General features: G+C 38.0%; 17 protein-coding genes. 13 read left to right on the top strand and 4 right to left on the bottom strand.

Annotation, left to right across the window (positions count from 1 at the left end; genetic code table 11):
• Window positions 1-10: 10 nt before the first annotated feature.
• The 8 genes from HFP47_RS07345 to groL all read left to right on the top strand — a co-directional run bounded on the left by HFP47_RS07345 (window position 11) and on the right by groL (window position 7,299).
• Window positions 11-970 (top strand): type I phosphomannose isomerase catalytic subunit, encoded by a 960-nt coding sequence (locus tag HFP47_RS07345; RefSeq protein WP_042252284.1) that lies wholly within the window; start codon window positions 11-13, stop codon window positions 968-970.
• A 252-nt stretch (window positions 971-1,222) separates the two neighbouring features.
• Window positions 1,223-2,167 carry a mannose/fructose/sorbose PTS transporter subunit IIA gene (locus HFP47_RS07340; RefSeq protein WP_011680366.1) on the top strand — a complete coding sequence of 315 codons (945 nt, stop codon included), beginning with the start codon at window positions 1,223-1,225 and terminating at the stop codon, window positions 2,165-2,167.
• Window positions 2,168-2,206: 39 nt separating this feature from the next.
• Entirely contained in the window at window positions 2,207-3,013 is an 807-nt protein-coding gene (locus tag HFP47_RS07335; RefSeq protein ID WP_011680365.1) for a PTS mannose/fructose/sorbose transporter subunit IIC, read from the top strand.
• Between the two features lie 14 nt (window positions 3,014-3,027).
• Complete coding sequence (locus HFP47_RS07330) at window positions 3,028-3,942, top strand: PTS system mannose/fructose/sorbose family transporter subunit IID (RefSeq protein WP_011680364.1); 915 nt, start codon at window positions 3,028-3,030, stop codon at window positions 3,940-3,942.
• Window positions 3,943-4,020: 78 nt separating this feature from the next.
• Entirely contained in the window at window positions 4,021-4,380 is a 360-nt protein-coding gene (locus HFP47_RS07325; RefSeq protein ID WP_002815784.1) for a DUF956 family protein, read from the top strand.
• A gap of 29 nt (window positions 4,381-4,409) precedes the next feature.
• Window positions 4,410-5,243 (top strand): YitT family protein, encoded by an 834-nt coding sequence (locus HFP47_RS07320; protein WP_179876284.1) that lies wholly within the window; start codon window positions 4,410-4,412, stop codon window positions 5,241-5,243.
• 123 nt (window positions 5,244-5,366) lie between these two features.
• Window positions 5,367-5,651, top strand: a complete 285-nt coding sequence (gene groES, locus HFP47_RS07315) for a co-chaperone GroES (RefSeq protein WP_002815782.1) — start codon at window positions 5,367-5,369, stop codon at window positions 5,649-5,651.
• A 28-nt stretch (window positions 5,652-5,679) separates the two neighbouring features.
• Window positions 5,680-7,299, top strand: coding sequence for a chaperonin GroEL (gene groL, locus HFP47_RS07310; protein ID WP_011680362.1), 1,620 nt, complete (start codon window positions 5,680-5,682; stop codon window positions 7,297-7,299).
• 76 nt (window positions 7,300-7,375) lie between these two features.
• On the opposite strand, the gene HFP47_RS07305 is transcribed toward groL, so the two are convergent.
• Entirely contained in the window at window positions 7,376-8,179 is an 804-nt protein-coding gene (locus HFP47_RS07305) for a DUF2785 domain-containing protein (RefSeq protein ID WP_096639526.1), read from the bottom strand.
• A 25-nt stretch (window positions 8,180-8,204) separates the two neighbouring features.
• Window positions 8,205-9,542: a C1 family peptidase gene (locus HFP47_RS07300; RefSeq protein ID WP_096639525.1), complete on the bottom strand. Its 1,338-nt coding sequence runs from the start codon at window positions 9,540-9,542 to the stop codon at window positions 8,205-8,207.
• A gap of 133 nt (window positions 9,543-9,675) precedes the next feature.
• Here HFP47_RS07300 and HFP47_RS07295 point away from each other — a divergent pair, with 133 nt between their 5' ends.
• The 5 genes from HFP47_RS07295 to HFP47_RS07275 all read left to right on the top strand — a co-directional run bounded on the left by HFP47_RS07295 (window position 9,676) and on the right by HFP47_RS07275 (window position 14,323).
• Window positions 9,676-10,119: a DUF3290 domain-containing protein gene (locus tag HFP47_RS07295; protein ID WP_011680359.1), complete on the top strand. Its 444-nt coding sequence runs from the start codon at window positions 9,676-9,678 to the stop codon at window positions 10,117-10,119.
• Window positions 10,116-10,754 carry a DUF421 domain-containing protein gene (locus HFP47_RS07290; RefSeq protein WP_014325094.1) on the top strand — a complete coding sequence of 213 codons (639 nt, stop codon included), beginning with the start codon at window positions 10,116-10,118 and terminating at the stop codon, window positions 10,752-10,754. Before HFP47_RS07295 ends, HFP47_RS07290 begins: the two co-directional genes overlap by 4 nt.
• Window positions 10,755-10,854: 100 nt before the next feature.
• Window positions 10,855-11,742, top strand: a complete 888-nt coding sequence (locus HFP47_RS07285; RefSeq protein WP_179876406.1) for a prenyltransferase — start codon at window positions 10,855-10,857, stop codon at window positions 11,740-11,742.
• Window positions 11,743-11,928: 186 nt separating this feature from the next.
• On the top strand, window positions 11,929-12,924 hold the full coding sequence (locus HFP47_RS07280) for a D-2-hydroxyacid dehydrogenase (protein WP_011680357.1): 996 nt from the start codon (window positions 11,929-11,931) through the stop codon (window positions 12,922-12,924).
• A 160-nt stretch (window positions 12,925-13,084) separates the two neighbouring features.
• Window positions 13,085-14,323: a PTS transporter subunit IIC gene (locus tag HFP47_RS07275; protein WP_011680356.1), complete on the top strand. Its 1,239-nt coding sequence runs from the start codon at window positions 13,085-13,087 to the stop codon at window positions 14,321-14,323.
• A gap of 31 nt (window positions 14,324-14,354) precedes the next feature.
• Here HFP47_RS07275 and HFP47_RS07270 read toward each other — a convergent pair whose 3' ends face one another.
• Together HFP47_RS07270 and HFP47_RS07265 are read right to left on the bottom strand one after the other, a co-directional pair.
• The gene (locus HFP47_RS07270) at window positions 14,355-15,011 is read right to left on the bottom strand and encodes an XRE family transcriptional regulator (protein WP_218925571.1); all 657 of its coding nucleotides are present in this window, start codon (window positions 15,009-15,011) and stop codon (window positions 14,355-14,357) included.
• 5 nt (window positions 15,012-15,016) lie between these two features.
• Window positions 15,017-15,238 carry a helix-turn-helix domain-containing protein gene (locus HFP47_RS07265; protein ID WP_179876283.1) on the bottom strand — a complete coding sequence of 74 codons (222 nt, stop codon included), beginning with the start codon at window positions 15,236-15,238 and terminating at the stop codon, window positions 15,017-15,019.
• Window positions 15,239-15,278: the final 40 nt, after the last annotated feature.

Genomic DNA, 15,278 nt, shown 5'->3' with positions numbered 1-15,278 from the left:
CGATTACATTATGACAATATTACATTTACAAGCAGAGTTACATGAAAAGATGTGGGGTGGAAACGCCTTGGAAGACTTTAATTATAAAATCCCGAGTGATCACACTGGGGAGGCTTGGACAATTGCTGCCCATAGCAATGGACAATCTACTGTAATTAACGGGAAATTAGCAGGTCAAGGATTGAGTCGAGTTTGGCAAGATCATCCAGAATTGTTTGGTGGTCATGGACGTGATGAAGCATTTCCACTATTAGTGAAAATTTTGGATGCCCATGAAAATCTATCAATTCAGGTTCATCCGAATGATAAACAGTCTCACGAAAAATTTGGCAAAACAGAAAGTTGGTATATTTTAGATGCAAAGCCAGGTTCTAAAATATATTATGGTCATCATGCGAAAACACGAGATGAACTTAAAAAGATGGTTGATCAAAAAGAATGGGACAAGTTATTACGCACAATTCCAGTGCAGAAGGGAGATTTCTTTTATGTCGCTTCTGGTACATTTCACGCTTTAGGGGCTGGTATTATTGCTCTTGAGATACAACAGAGTTCTGACACAACTTATCGATTCTACGACTTTGATCGAATTGATGCCGCCACAAAAGAAAAGCGTCCGCTTCAAATTGAAGAGGCCTTAGCAGTCACTACTGTACCTCATGTAGATCCTACCTTAATTCAAGATACCACGATTGTTGACCAAACTGTCATTGAACGTTTGGTAGTAGCAACAAAATTTACCATAGATAAGTTGTTGGTTCGCGGTCCATCATTGTTTGAACTAACTCACCATTATGAACTGTTTACGGTGATCGAAGGGTCCGGTTTTATTGATGCCGATCAAATCAAAAAAGGTGATAGTTTTATAGTATTGAGTGATGCAAAAAATTACCGATTAGATGGAGATATGACGCTCATACGCAGTTTTGTCACACCTACAACAACAAATAAAGACGTATTTGTGAGATGAATTTAGAAGATGTCGCTAGATTGTAAGTTATTATTTCATTAGTTTTCATCGCAATTTACCTTTTGAAAAAATATTTTATGAAAAGAAAATACAAGGTATGTAAGAAAAAGTGAAAGCTTGTACTTTTTGGTAAACTAGGATTATAATTAAATATGTAAACGGTAACAAAAAACTTACTTGAAAGCGTTTACAAAACTGTTTTGTTCCGTTATAATCATATAGTAAGTATTTTAATGAGAAGGAGATAACCGGATGGTTAATCTAATTATTGCCAGTCATGGAGACTTTGCTAAAGGCATACTGATGTCAGGCTCAATGATTTTCGGTGAACAAGAAAATGTTGAAGTTGTTACATTTTTGCCTAACGAAGGGCCAGACGATTTAGATAAGCATTACCAGGAGGCATTGGCGAAGTTTAATAATGATGATCAAATCCTATTTTTAGTTGATTTGTGGGGAGGATCACCATTTAACCGCGCTAGTTTAATTCAGAAGCAAAATCCAGAAAAAATGGCTATCATTGCAGGGTTGAATTTACCAATGTTAATTGAAGCCTATGCTGGCCGTTTGAGCCAAGATACAGCCGCTGGATTGGCTACGTATTTGGTTCCTGTTGCTAAGGATGGTGTGAAGTCAGTTCCAGAAGCCAAAGAAGAAACGGAAGCTAAAACCTCCGAAAAAATTGTTGGCTTAAAAGAAGGACACATCAATATTAAGCTAGCCCGTTTGGACACACGTTTACTTCATGGGCAAGTGGCCACGGCTTGGACACCTGATTCAAAAGCAAATCGTATTATTGTTGTTTCAGATGCGGTGGCCAAGGATGAGCTGCGTAAGAGCTTGATCCAACAAGCTGCGCCTAACAATGTGCGCGCAAATATTGTACCAATCAGTAAAATGATTGAGGTGGCTAAGGACGATCGCTTTGGTGGTGTTGACGCATTCCTGCTGTTTGAAACGGTTGAAGATGTGTTAACTGCTGTAGAAGGTGGCGTACCGATTAAGTCATTGAATGTTGGTTCAATGGCACATTCAGAAGGAAAAACAATGGTCAACAAAGTTTTGTCTATGGATAAAAATGATGTTGCCACTTTTGAAAAGTTACGCGACTTAGGCGTTGAATTTGATGTTCGAAAAGTGCCTAATGATAGTAAGGCTAACTTGTTTGATTTAATCAAGAAAGCAAATGTTAAATAATTTGACATGCAAAATGTTTAATTAAGAAAGGTGTCTAATATGTCTGTTATTGCGATAGTTTTAGTCGTAATCATTGCCTTCTTTGCAGGTATGGAAGGTATTCTGGATGAATTTCAAATTCATCAACCGCTAGTTTCAGCCACGCTAATTGGTTTAGTAACTGGTCATCTGACAGCGGGTATAATTTTAGGTGGTACATTGCAAATGATCGCCTTAGGTTGGGCTAATATTGGTGCGGCTGTTGCCCCTGATGTGGCCTTGGCCTCAGTAGCTTCCTCAATCATTATGGTTAAAGGTGGCGATTTCTCTAGTACAGGAATCTCAGTGGCCGTAGCTTCAGCTATTCCTTTGGCTGTTGCTGGTTTGTTCCTGACAATGCTTGTTCGTACTGTTGCGGTTGGATTGACTCACGGAGCTGATGCTGCTGCTAAAGAAGGGAAAATTGGTACTATTGAACGCTTACATCTATTTGCACTTGTACTACAAGGTCTACGTATAGCTGTACCTGCTGCTATTTTAATTGCTGTACCTGCTGCGGCAGTGAGAGCAGCTTTGACATCTATGCCAGAATGGTTAACTGGTGGCATGGCTATAGGTGGTGGTATGGTTGTCGCCGTTGGTTATGCATTAGTTATTAACATGATGGCAACTCGTGAAGTATGGCCATTCTTCGCTATTGGTTTTGCGTTAGCAGCTGTTAGTGAACTAACGTTGATCGCGTTAGGAGCAATTGGTGTTGCACTTGCTTTGATCTACATCAACTTGTCAAAAATGGGTGGTAACAGTAACGGTTCAAATGGCGGCGGTGGTAGTGATCCAGTCGGCGACATTTTGAACAAGTACTAGAAAGGGGCAAGATGATGGCTGAAAGAAAAATTGAATTAACTAAAAGAGATCGTATGTCAGTTGCATGGCGTTCACAATTCCTCCAAGGTTCTTGGAACTATGAACGTATGCAAAACGTTGGATGGGCTTATTCAATGATTCCTGCGATCAAAAAATTGTATAAGTCAAAAGAAGATCGTGCGCTAGCCTTGCAGCGCCATTTGGAATTCTTCAATACGCATCCTTATGTTGCTTCACCAATTCTTGGTGTGACACTAGCTTTGGAAGAAGAACGTGCCAATGGTGCGCCAATTGATGATACTGCTATTCAGGGTGTTAAGATTGGTATGATGGGTCCTTTGGCAGGTATTGGTGATCCGGTCTTTTGGTTCACAATCCGACCAATTCTGGGTGCACTGGGTGCATCATTGGCAATTAGTGGTAATATTCTGGGACCAATTTTATTCTTTGTTCTTTGGAACATTATTCGTATGGCATTCTTGTGGTATACACAAGAATTTGGTTATAAAGCTGGAAGTGCCATTACGCAAGATTTGTCTGGTGGGTTATTGAAGGACATTACAAAGGGTGCTTCAATACTTGGTATGTTCATCTTGGCTGTCTTGGTTGAGCGCTGGGTATCGATCAAATTTATTCTTGAACTGCCAGCAAAGAAGTTGGCAAAGGGTGCCTACATTAATTTCCCAAATGGGAATGTTACCGGCGCACAGTTGCAGAAGATCTTAGGTGAGCAAGCTTCCGGATTATCATTGACAAAGTTAGCCCCTAATACGTTACAGAGTAACTTAGACAGTTTGATTCCTGGGTTGATGGGACTCTTACTGACATTCTTGGCAATGTGGTTGTTGAAGAAAAAAGTATCACCAATCGTTATGATTATTGGTATCTTTATCTTTGGTATCGTAATGCATGCCTTAAACATAATGTAATAGCATTCATGTTAAAAGTGCTTGTCAATCTGGCAAGCACTTTTAATGGTACATAGAAAATAATAGGGGAACATATTCATGGTACAGTCTTTAAACGCAAAAGCAGAATATACAACGCAAGGCATTTCTTATCTAGGTATTGGGGCGAAGTATGGTAAGATTCTAGTAGGAGATCAGGCGTTCGAGTTCTTTAATGATAATAATGTTGAAGATTATATTCAAATTCCTTGGGAAAACATAAGCGCTGTCTACGTACACGTCACAGGGAATCGAGTTAGTCGCCGATTTAAAATTAAAACAGATAAAATTGATTTAGATTTTTCTGCTAAGTCGTCGGGCAGTTTACTTAAAGTGATGCGTGAGCATCTAGGAAACGACAAAATATTACGAACTGCATCCTTATGGGATACTATTCGGTCACGATTCAAACGCAAATAAATGAATGCCACAAACAATGAGGATATTAAATGAAAATACTTAAAAACTATCAAGCACTACGTTATATTGTTATTGTAATGGCACTCGAAATCGTAGCAATCAGCATTAACTTTTTTTATGCACCGGCAAAAGTTGCTGCTGGTGGCGCAACTGGATTGGCTATTTTAATTAACGAATTGGTGGGTTTTGATCGAGCAGCTACTGTGTTGATCGTCAATTTGATTATGATTGTTTTGGCAGCTGTTTTTTTGGATCGTGGTACCACAGCGCGAATTGCTTTTGGCAGTATTGTTTTGCCGGTGTTATTGAAAGTTACACCAAGTTTTCAAGTTTTACAAGATCGAACCTTTGCGGTGCTTGTTGGTGGTAGTATTTTTGCTGTTGGTGTAGCATTACTTTATCGAATTGATGCTTCTAGTGGTGGAACTGCAGTGCCTCCGATGATTTTTAAGAAGTATTTTCGCATTTCACCAGCTTTATCTCTGCTGGCAATTGATACAGTTGTTTCGTTAGGGAACTTGGTAACGCAAGGGTTAGAAGCACTGATTTTGGCGCTTTTTTCATTAGTTATTACTGCGGTTGTGATGAACTATATCGAAACTGGTTTGGATCGTCGTAAAATGGTCCACATTACAACAAATGATCGCATTGATGATTTGAAAAAATATTTGCTCGATGGTGACAAGGGCTTCACAATTATGGATGTTCGTGGCGGTTATATGGGTGATGGACGTGAAATGTTGATGGTGGTCCTTGATAATCATGAGTATAATCATTTTTTGCGTGGCATTCATCAAGTTGATCCGGAGGCTTTTACGATCGCTTATGATATTTCTGAGGCGCATGGAGGGACTTTTCTTTGATGACGTGACAACTAGATCACGTCTTTTTTGTTGACATTTTTGATGATAGTGTTATACTTAAAATTGTAATTAGCACTCACGTTTAAAGAGTGCTAAAAAAGAAAATCTCGGAGGTATGAATCCATGTTGAAGCCATTGGGTGATCGTGTGATTATTGAAGTAACGGAAGCTGCAGAAGAAACTGTCGGTGGGATTGTTTTGGCAAGTAATGCCAAGGACAAGCCTGTTACTGGTAAAGTTGTAGCTGCGGGTACGGGTTATGTCTTAAATGATGGCACAGTCCGTGATTTGACAGTTAAAGTCGGTGATGAAGTCTTGTTTGATAAGTATGCAGGACAAGAAGTGTCATTTGAAGGGCAAGATTACTTAGCATTGCACGAAAAAGACATAGTTGCAGTTGTCGAATAATTATCAAATCAAAGGAGATATTTAAATCATGGCTAAAGAATTAAAGTTTTCAGAAGATGCACGTGCAAAGATGAAGGCCGGTGTTGACAAGTTAGCTGATACAGTTAAAACGACTATTGGACCAAAGGGTCGTAATGTTGTTTTGGAACAATCATATGGTGCACCAACCATTACCAATGATGGTGTAACAATTGCTAAAGCAATTGAACTAGAAGACCATTTTGAAAATATGGGCGCTAAGCTTGTCGCTGAAGTTGCTTCAAAGACAAATGATATCGCAGGTGATGGTACAACAACCGCTACTGTTTTGACTCAAGCAATTGTCGGTGAAGGTTTGAAGAACGTGACTGCTGGTGCCAACCCAGTTGGGATTCGAACAGGCATTGAAAAAGCAACTGCAGCAGCCGTTGCAAAGCTGCATGAAATGTCACACACAGTTAATACTAAAGATGAAATTGCTCAAATTGCATCAATTTCAGCCGCCAATGAAGAAGTTGGTGAATTGATTGCTGAAGCAATGGATAAAGTTGGTAATGACGGTGTGATCACCATTGAAGAATCAAAGGGTATCGAAACAACACTTGATGTTGTTGAGGGTATGCAATTCGATCGTGGTTACATGTCACAATACATGGTGACTGACAATGACAAAATGGAAGCTAACCTAGATAATCCATACATCTTGATTACTGATAAGAAGATTGGTAACATTCAAGATATTTTGCCAGTATTGCAAAGTGTTGTTGAACAAGGACGTGCTTTGTTGATCATTGCTGATGATATTACCGGTGAAGCCTTGCCAACATTAGTTTTGAACAAGATGCGTGGTACATTCAATGTTGTTGCGGTTAAGGCACCAGGATTTGGTGATCGTCGTAAGGCACAATTGGAAGATATCGCTATCTTAACTGGCGGTACAGTAATTACTGAAGATCTTGGTTTGAATTTGAAGGATGTTACAATTGATCAACTTGGTCAAGCTTCAAAGATTAACATCACAAAGGATAACACAACAATTGTTGAAGGTTCAGGTGATAAGGGTGCTGTCGCATCTCGTGTTGACACAATCAAGCAACAAATTGCTGAAACAACTTCTGATTTTGATCGTGAAAAGTTGCAAGAACGTCTTGCAAAGTTGGCTGGTGGTGTCGCTGTTATTAACGTTGGTGCAGCCACAGAAACTGAATTGAAAGAACGTAAGTACCGCATTGAAGATGCTTTGAATGCAACGCGTGCTGCTGTCGAAGAAGGTTTCGTTGCCGGTGGTGGTACAGCCTTGGTAAATGTTATTGCTGCTGTTTCAGCTTTGTCAGAAGAAGGCGACGTTCAAACTGGTATCAATACTGTTATTAAAGCATTGGAATCACCTGTTCGTCAAATCGCTGAAAATGCTGGCTTAGAAGGATCAGTGATTGTTAACAAGTTGAAGGAACAAAAAGAAGGATTTGGTTACAACGCTGCTACTGATGAGTGGGTAGACATGATTGCCGCTGGTATTGTGGACCCTACTAAGGTAACACGTTCAGCATTGCAAAATGCCGCCTCTGTTTCAGCATTGTTGTTGACAACAGAAGCTGTCGTTGCTGAAGAGCCAAAAGATGATGCACCAGCCGCTATGCCACAAGGTGGTATGCCAGGTATGATGTAATATTATTAGTAAAATTAAAAGACCGATCTTGTAATAGATTGGTCTTTTTGTATTCCTTATTTTTTAAAGAATTTGGTTATATATATTTGAAACGCTGGTAATTTTGTTTAATTGTGCAATTGACTAACGAAACTAATTTATTCGAATCTGGGTACGCTATTAATAAATGTGCTTGTAACTTGATCATGAAAAGTGAAACATTACTATAAGCATTGAAGTTATCAACTTTGAGGTCATTAAGCAAAGTAATCCAATTATTAAGCTCATCATCGGATATTATATTTTTATTAATCAAATGCAGAACTGGAACGACCATTCGACCAGGTTCATCAGCTGTGAATAGAAATGAATTGTGTAAAATATTTTTGATGGCGTTAATGACAAGGATGCTGTCATTGTGTGTAAAAGTAGTGAAATCAACAACTTCATCGAGCAAATCTGCAATATGGGCAATGCCATGAGCCCAACCATCATTTGTTAGACCACGAAAATCATGTTCGTTCTGAATATAATCAATACTTTGTTCAATAATCTGACGTTGTTGACTTTGAGATAAAAATGAATGATTATTATGACGGTATGATAGTGAGGCTAGAAAAAGTGCTGTAAAGCTACGAGTAAAGATACTTAGTTTATCGTTTTTATTATCGATATTTTGTAATAGATAACTGTTATCAAGCAAGAAACTCGACACCTTTTGTTCTTGATTTACTGATAACTTCCCGGTTGTAGTCCAGTCAGAAAAGAGACTGTAGATGAGTGTGTCTCGTAATTCAGAATCTAACGAGCCAATGTTTTCAACCATTTCAAAAAGTAGTTTGTTAGAAATAATCGAAGGGCTATTTTGTTTAATCTGAAGAAGCTGTTCTTTTAGAGTCATATTTAAATTGACGCCTCATCTTTTTCTAAGCTAATGCACCCATTGGATCCCATGGAGACAACAATGTTGGCTTTGAATTATCATAAATATTGACTAGTTCTGAGCTTAGATATTCCTTCTTGACAACAATTTGATAAGCATATTCGCTCATCCAATCGTCTGACATTGTGAAGTAGCCTTTCTTACCAACTTTCTCGCCCCAAGAATTCTCGACTTTCCACTTTGTTGGTTGGTCATTTTCATCTAAATCTACACCTGTCAAGACCATTGCGTGTGTCATTAGACTTTCGCCGTAGTCAAGACGCTGTGCTTTGGTCATCGTTGAGTCAACGTTAAATAAATCATCGGAAGCAAAAATACCGCTGGCCATGAGACCACTCTCTCGATCAACTTGAGGACCCATATCTACACCAAACCAGACACTTTGACCATCTTTGAGTTGTGAAATGGCGAATGCTTTCATTTTGTTGATATCCACATTAAGGTGTTTGACGTCACGACCACCAACAACATTACCCAACATGTCAACATTATAAGTGGCATCAAATGGTTTGTCAGCAGTTGGTGCGTTAATGACAGAAATATACTCATCTAAGTCCCAACTAACAAATTTTTGGTAATAACCCTGTGGTGTTAATTGACGTTCAACGTGGAAGTTGTGCAGCTCATCTCGGTATTCAAAGTCGAATTGAACAGGTGGCTCACCCAAAGTTAGTGACAACAAGCGGTAGACGTTAGCTAACATTTCATTGCGTGCATTAGAGATCTTGTCTTTTGATGCTTGCTGGGCTACTAGCCCACGCAGGACAGTTGCATCGTGCCTTAGAAGCGTATTGAGCGTGTTGTTGAGTTCTGCAGTGGCAGAAGAAGCTTTTGATTCAGGATAAATGCTTTGTGGCACCAGACCGTATTTTTCAATGATAGAGACAATCATGTCCCACTGTCCACCGTCTTGTTGAGGCGTAGTCAATAAGAAGGCAACACGACGTGAGTCAAGAGGCTCAGTTGCCGTTTTGAGAACATTTTCATAAAAATAATTGGCTTTTTCAAACTTGTCCCAGAACAACGTGTAGCTTTGGGAAAGTTGAAATTCATCACTAATGTGAAACCTATCTTTAATATCATGGCGCATCGTGTTTAAGGCGGCAAACATCCAGCAACGCCCCGATTGCTTTTGGTTAGCAACTTTTCCAGTGTCTAGATCAATTGAGAATATTGGTGTGTTAATATTTGCAATCTCTTGGTCAAAACTCGCGCTGTGAATACCATTTTTGGTAACAGCTCGACGAATAATATTGTTGTGTTTATCGTCTGTTGCTGTACGAAAATCTTTAATTTGTTGATTTGTAATTTCTGTTGACAAGATAGCAGCTCCTTTTATTTATATGAGTATAATATAAATAATATATCGCTTTTTGATAGTTGCTTCAAGCATTGTGAATTCGATTCAATGGCTTTTTAGAGATATGGTATGATAATTAACGAGGTATTTTGAGATGAATTTTTATTCCGTTGACTATTTAATAAAACAAACAAATATAAACGACACTATTGGTAAATATTTAATGGTTGTTGTTTTTGTTTTGATGGCAGTCGGTGCGGTGGCTTCAGTTAGAAATCGTTTGCAAACTCGCTATCGCGAATTAAGCATTATAGCGTTGTTGCTTTTTTTATTCCTAGCTGGTGCACGTTATACAGATTATCAGCAAGCTAAATCGCAGGACGATCAGAAGACACAAATGGCTGCTTTTGTAACTAAGTTTGCCAAAACGCAAGGTGTTTCTAAAGATAAATTATATTTTAATTCGACAACAGTGAGTGATGGTATGTTAGTAAAAATGGACAAAAAGTTCTATCGGCTCACAATTAGTGCTGATCAACAGTCTTATAGCCTGACACGTGCATACCTAATTAACTCGAAAGTGAAGGTGGTCAAATGAGTATTTATCTACCCATATTAACTAAGCTAGCAATTGGGTTGGTAGCTTTAATAATTCAGATTAATGTTATGGGAAAGGGCAACTTAGCACCGACAAACGCGTTAGATCAGGTTCAAAATTATGTTTTGGGTGGTATTATTGGCGCAGTTATTTACTCAGACACCATCACAGTTTTTCAATTTACGATTGTATTGATTATTTGGACAATGTTAGTAATGACATTCAAGTTTTTAAAAGAACATAATCGTTACGTTAAACTATTAATTGATGGTCAGCCTAAGGTTGTCGTTGAACGAGGAAAAGTGAACATCAAAAACGTCCTGTCTTCTGGCTTATCAGCGAATGATTTAATGTTTAAATTGCGATCACAAAGTGTCTATGATTTGTCTCAAGTTAAAAGAGCTGTGCTTGAAATAAATGGACAGCTGACAGTAATCTTAGCCGGTGAGGAGAATATGAAATATCCTATTATATTTGATGGGCAAATCAACATGGATGTATTGGACATCATTGATCGTGATGAGTCATGGTTAACTGATATTGTACAAAATCAAGGTTATGACAGTATTAATGACATATTCGTTGGCGAGTACATCGACGGAAAAGTTCGCTTAACACCGTATGAAAGTAAGTGATAGTACACACTAATTCAAAAGTTAACATTTATTGTAACGACACGATGCGGTGTCGTTTTTTGTTTTCTGATACAATAAATGTCAGAGGATTTATAAAATGATGACATATAAGCAGTTTTTAGACTTGGTGGAGATTCGGGTTGTTGTACCGAGTATTGCACCACTATTGGTTGGTTTAGCATATAGCCGGTGGCAGTATGCTCGTGTTAATTGGGTGAATACACTATTGTTAATTATTGCGACGGTTGCAGTACATTTAGCCGTTAATACTTTCAATCGTTATGAGGATAATAAACGCCAAAAAGAGAACTCTTTTTTGAGGGAGTCTGATGATGTTGAAGCAATTACTGATAAACAAGTATTGCATGTTGCAGAAGGCCTGGCATTGATAGCAGTGCTTGCAGGAGTTATTGTCGCTTTGCGAACGGATTATATAACTTGGATTATTGGAATTGTTAGTTTTTTAATTGGTTATTTTTATTCTGCCGGACCAAAACCGATCACAAATACACCATTTGGTGAAATTGTGTCTGGAATAACAATGGGCTATTTTATTTTCGTGGCTCAAGTATATGTAAACACACGCATGGTGCCGACAGGGAATGTACTGTTTCAATGGTTTATTGTCAGTTTACCATTGACTATTTTTATTGCAGAGATTATGTTTGCTAATAACATTGCTGATTATGATGAGGATCAAGCAAATGATCGACATACGTTAGTTCACTACATAGGCATTAAAAATGCGAAAAAAATATATGTCTTTTGGGCAATTTTAGCTTTTGTTGAAATTATACTCGTGACACTAGTTGGCTGGTTGCCAACAACTTCTTATACTTTATTAATTTTACTGCCGATTATTATCAAAAATGCACGTGCATTTGTGAATCATCCTGTCAAAAAAGAGACATTCATTTTAGCCATTAAAAATTTAGTTGTCGTTTTTATGGGGATGCTGGTTACTTTATTAGTAGGCATATTGTTATAGTTAGTAGAAAGTACTTTAATTAGTGATTAAAGTAAAGAAAATGGAATGGGTTACATTTGCTTAACGACTGTCATTTGTAAGGGGTGAAATTTTTTCTGAAATCTATGCATTATATGGGCTTAATCGCGTGCGTTAGCTCGTGAAATAGGGTACAATTATAGATGAAATAAAATTTTGGAGGATCTTATGAAGATTTTTGCTTACGGCATTCGTGATGATGAAAAGCCATCACTTGAAGAATGGAAAGCGGCTAACCCAGAGATTGAAGTGGACTACACACAAGAATTATTGACACCTGAAACAGCTAAGTTGGCTGAGGGATCAGATTCAGCTGTTGTTTATCAACAATTGGACTATACACGTGAAACATTGACAGCTTTAGCTAACGTTGGTGTTACTAACTTGTCATTGCGTAACGTTGGTACAGATAACATTGATTTTGATGCAGCACGTGAATTTAACTTTAACATTTCAAATGTTCCTGTTTATTCACCAAATGCTATTGCAGAACACTCAATGATTCAATTATCTCGTTTGCTACGTCGCACGAAAGCATTGGATGCCAAAATTGCTAAGCACGACTTGCGTTGGGCACCAACAATTGGACGTGAAATGCGTATGCAAACAGTTGGTGTTATTGGTACAGGTCATATTGGCCGTGTTGCTATTAACATTTTGAAAGGCTTTGGGGCCAAGGTTATTGCTTATGACAAGTACCCAAATGCTGAATTACAAGCAGAAGGTTTGTACGTTGACACATTAGACGAATTATATGCACAAGCTGATGCAATTTCATTGTATGTTCCTGGTGTACCTGAAAACCATCATCTAATCAATGCAGATGCTATTGCTAAGATGAAGGATGGTGTGGTTATCATGAACGCTGCGCGTGGTAATTTGATGGACATTGACGCTATTATTGATGGTTTGAATTCTGGTAAGATTTCAGACTTCGGTATGGACGTTTATGAAAATGAAGTTGGCTTGTTCAATGAAGATTGGTCTGGTAAAGAATTCCCAGATGCTAAGATTGCTGACTTGATTGCACGCGAAAATGTATTGGTTACGCCACACACGGCTTTCTATACAACTAAAGCTGTTCTAGAAATGGTTCACCAATCATTTGATGCAGCAGTTGCTTTCGCCAAGGGTGAGAAGCCAGCTATTGCTGTTGAATATTAATATGATGGAATTCCCAGATTCAGTGTTTGGGAATTTTTTATCCGAGGGGTTTGTGAAAGAATAATCAAACAATTTTGATTATAGTATCGTAGTTTTGGGAGAGAGTGTGGCGCAGCGAGGGATGTGTCACAAATATGAATTGAAAAGAGGAAATGATAGTATGTCTATCAAAGCAGAAGGCGAGAAGTGGTCTGCCAAAGAATCGCAGGATTTGCGTAATGAAGAATATGCACGTAAAGCGAAAGAAAATGCCCCCGTTGAGTTTAGTGGTCAAACTGATTTACGTTTGAAAGATTTCTTTTTTAAGGTTTTGTCAGGTTCAGCGCAAGGTATTTTAATTGGTGTTTTGCCATCAGCTGTTATGAAGTACATCATTCAGTATTCAGGTCTGGGTACTACGGCATTTGGCGCTAATTTGAGTGCTATTTTAACGTTATTCACATCATTGATTCCATTTTTGATTGGTATGGCGGTTGCTTTACAGTTCAAAATGAAGAGCTTAGATGTTGGTGTTGTTGCGATAGCGACAGCCGTAGCTTCTGGATCAATCAAGTGGGCCGTCGCACCCAAGGGGTGGCTTAATCCAGTGACTGGCCTCAACTCTGTAGCACCTGCTAACGTTTATATAGCATCTGGTGCTGGTGATGTGATCAATGCAATGATCGTTTCCGCTATTGCGGTTTTCGTTACTTGGCTTGTTGCCCGCTACCTAAAAGGATTTGGATCAGTTGCTATTATTTTAAGTCCTATCCTTGTTGGTGGTGGCGTTGGTTTGGTCGGTAAAATGATTGCGCCTTATGTCGGGGATGTTACTACTTGGATTGGTCAATTAGTTGAAACATTTACTAAATTAGCACCTATACCTATGGCAATGTTAATTGCAATGGCTTTTGCCATTATCATTATTACACCAGTTTCAACTGTTGGAATTGCTTTGGCAATTAGTCTATCAGGAATTGGGTCTGGTGCGGCTGCCATGGGTGTTGTTGCTACAACCATTGTGCTATTGATTAATTCATGGAAAGTCAATAAGCCAGGTGTAACAGTTGCTATTGCATTAGGTGCCATGAAAGGTATGATGCCATCAGTCTTTGCAAAGCCGGTGACAATGCTATCTTTCTTGTTAGCAGCCGCGATTTCTGGTATTCCAGTTGCGTTGTTTAATATCCAAGGAACACCAACAACAGCTGGATTTGGTTATATTGGATTGGTATCACCAATTCAATCAATGGTCAAAGATCCTACTGTACCTTCAACAGTTATGAATCACTTCATTAATCCAGCGATTGCAGTTCTGGCATGGTTGGTTATTCCCATCATTGCAGGATTCATTGCACAATTTGTGTTTAGTAAACTATTGAAACTTTATACACCAATGGATTTCCAACAAGAGTTATAATAATTAGTTAATAAAGGATACATCTAAGAGTTTAGCTTTTAGGTGTGTCTTTTTTAGTGTCTTCAAAAAAAGGACTTGGTGTTTGAGTAATTGTTAAAAACTTATCAAAATTTTTCAAAGTAATATTTTGATGTAGGTACGTAGCAATACTATAGGCGTGCCTAACTTTGTTATTATTATTCTCAAACACCCCAGTCCAAAATAGTAGCCACGTTTGAAACTTAAAGTCATCGGTGTTAAATTTATATTTTTTAATTTTATCTAATAGATATCTAGTAAAGTCATCTTTTTTTTGTATAATACTTGTTTCCAAAGCGTTAATCAATATTTTGCTCACAGTTTCAACGGATGCCGTTGGCATATTATTCGTAGCGTACTGTTTAAGTATGTCAAATATGTAAGGTGTGATTCTTTCAACATGTATCATGTTAACTACATTCGCCAGTAAACATAAGTCATAGAACTGCCAGTAACTAATATTAAAAAAGTAATCAATCAATTCATTCTGATCGTCGATTGATGCGACTAGGAAATCTAAGTGATACAAAGTAGACAGCGACATTAAATAATAATGACGCATGAATGGGTCGCTAGGATTCTTGATTGTATCATTTTGTAATAATTGCGTTAATTGATTCAATTTTTGACGATCATTGTCTTGATAATATTGACTTAAAACAGTTGTCAGGGTTTTTAAGTTGTTTTTTTTTTTCCAAAAGCAGCCGAAAAATATTCTTCAAATGAAATGTTTAGGGCGTCACACAGTAAAAGTATGGTGTGATCAGTTGGTTCTGTCTTATTGTTCTCTATTCTAGACACCATTGATTGTGATCCAATTAAAACACCCAACCGTTGTTGAGATATTCCTAGTATTTTCCTAATTTCTTTGATAACAGATCCTTTTTTATTATTCATATCCTCAGTAACCTATAATTATTTAATTTTTTATATTTTA

It is taken from the genome of Leuconostoc sp. DB-1 (assembly GCF_013414845.1).
Lineage (GTDB): Bacteria > Bacillota > Bacilli > Lactobacillales > Lactobacillaceae > Leuconostoc > Leuconostoc mesenteroides.
Note: the sequence above shows the minus strand (reverse complement) of the source record. Positions and strands in the feature narration are given on the sequence as shown.

Excerpts from the sequence above, each read along its gene's own strand:
- HFP47_RS07275 (WP_011680356.1), top strand. The coding sequence starts at position 13,085 with ATGTCTATCAAAGCAGAAGGCGAGAAGTGGTCTGCCAAAGAATCGCAG.
- HFP47_RS07290 (WP_014325094.1), top strand. The coding sequence starts at position 10,116 with ATGAGTATTTATCTACCCATATTAACTAAGCTAGCAATTGGGTTGGTA.
- HFP47_RS07285 (WP_179876406.1), top strand. The coding sequence starts at position 10,855 with ATGACATATAAGCAGTTTTTAGACTTGGTGGAGATTCGGGTTGTTGTA.
- HFP47_RS07330 (WP_011680364.1), top strand. The coding sequence starts at position 3,028 with ATGGCTGAAAGAAAAATTGAATTAACTAAAAGAGATCGTATGTCAGTT.
- HFP47_RS07265 (WP_179876283.1), bottom strand. The coding sequence starts at position 15,238 with ATGAATAATAAAAAAGGATCTGTTATCAAAGAAATTAGGAAAATACTA.
- groL (WP_011680362.1), top strand. The coding sequence starts at position 5,680 with ATGGCTAAAGAATTAAAGTTTTCAGAAGATGCACGTGCAAAGATGAAG.
- HFP47_RS07320 (WP_179876284.1), top strand. The coding sequence starts at position 4,410 with ATGAAAATACTTAAAAACTATCAAGCACTACGTTATATTGTTATTGTA.
- HFP47_RS07280 (WP_011680357.1), top strand. The coding sequence starts at position 11,929 with ATGAAGATTTTTGCTTACGGCATTCGTGATGATGAAAAGCCATCACTT.
- HFP47_RS07345 (WP_042252284.1), top strand. The coding sequence starts at position 11 with ATGACAATATTACATTTACAAGCAGAGTTACATGAAAAGATGTGGGGT.
- HFP47_RS07295 (WP_011680359.1), top strand. The coding sequence starts at position 9,676 with ATGAATTTTTATTCCGTTGACTATTTAATAAAACAAACAAATATAAAC.
- HFP47_RS07335 (WP_011680365.1), top strand. The coding sequence starts at position 2,207 with ATGTCTGTTATTGCGATAGTTTTAGTCGTAATCATTGCCTTCTTTGCA.
- groES (WP_002815782.1), top strand. The coding sequence starts at position 5,367 with ATGTTGAAGCCATTGGGTGATCGTGTGATTATTGAAGTAACGGAAGCT.
- HFP47_RS07305 (WP_096639526.1), bottom strand. The coding sequence starts at position 8,179 with ATGACTCTAAAAGAACAGCTTCTTCAGATTAAACAAAATAGCCCTTCG.
- HFP47_RS07340 (WP_011680366.1), top strand. The coding sequence starts at position 1,223 with ATGGTTAATCTAATTATTGCCAGTCATGGAGACTTTGCTAAAGGCATA.
- HFP47_RS07325 (WP_002815784.1), top strand. The coding sequence starts at position 4,021 with ATGGTACAGTCTTTAAACGCAAAAGCAGAATATACAACGCAAGGCATT.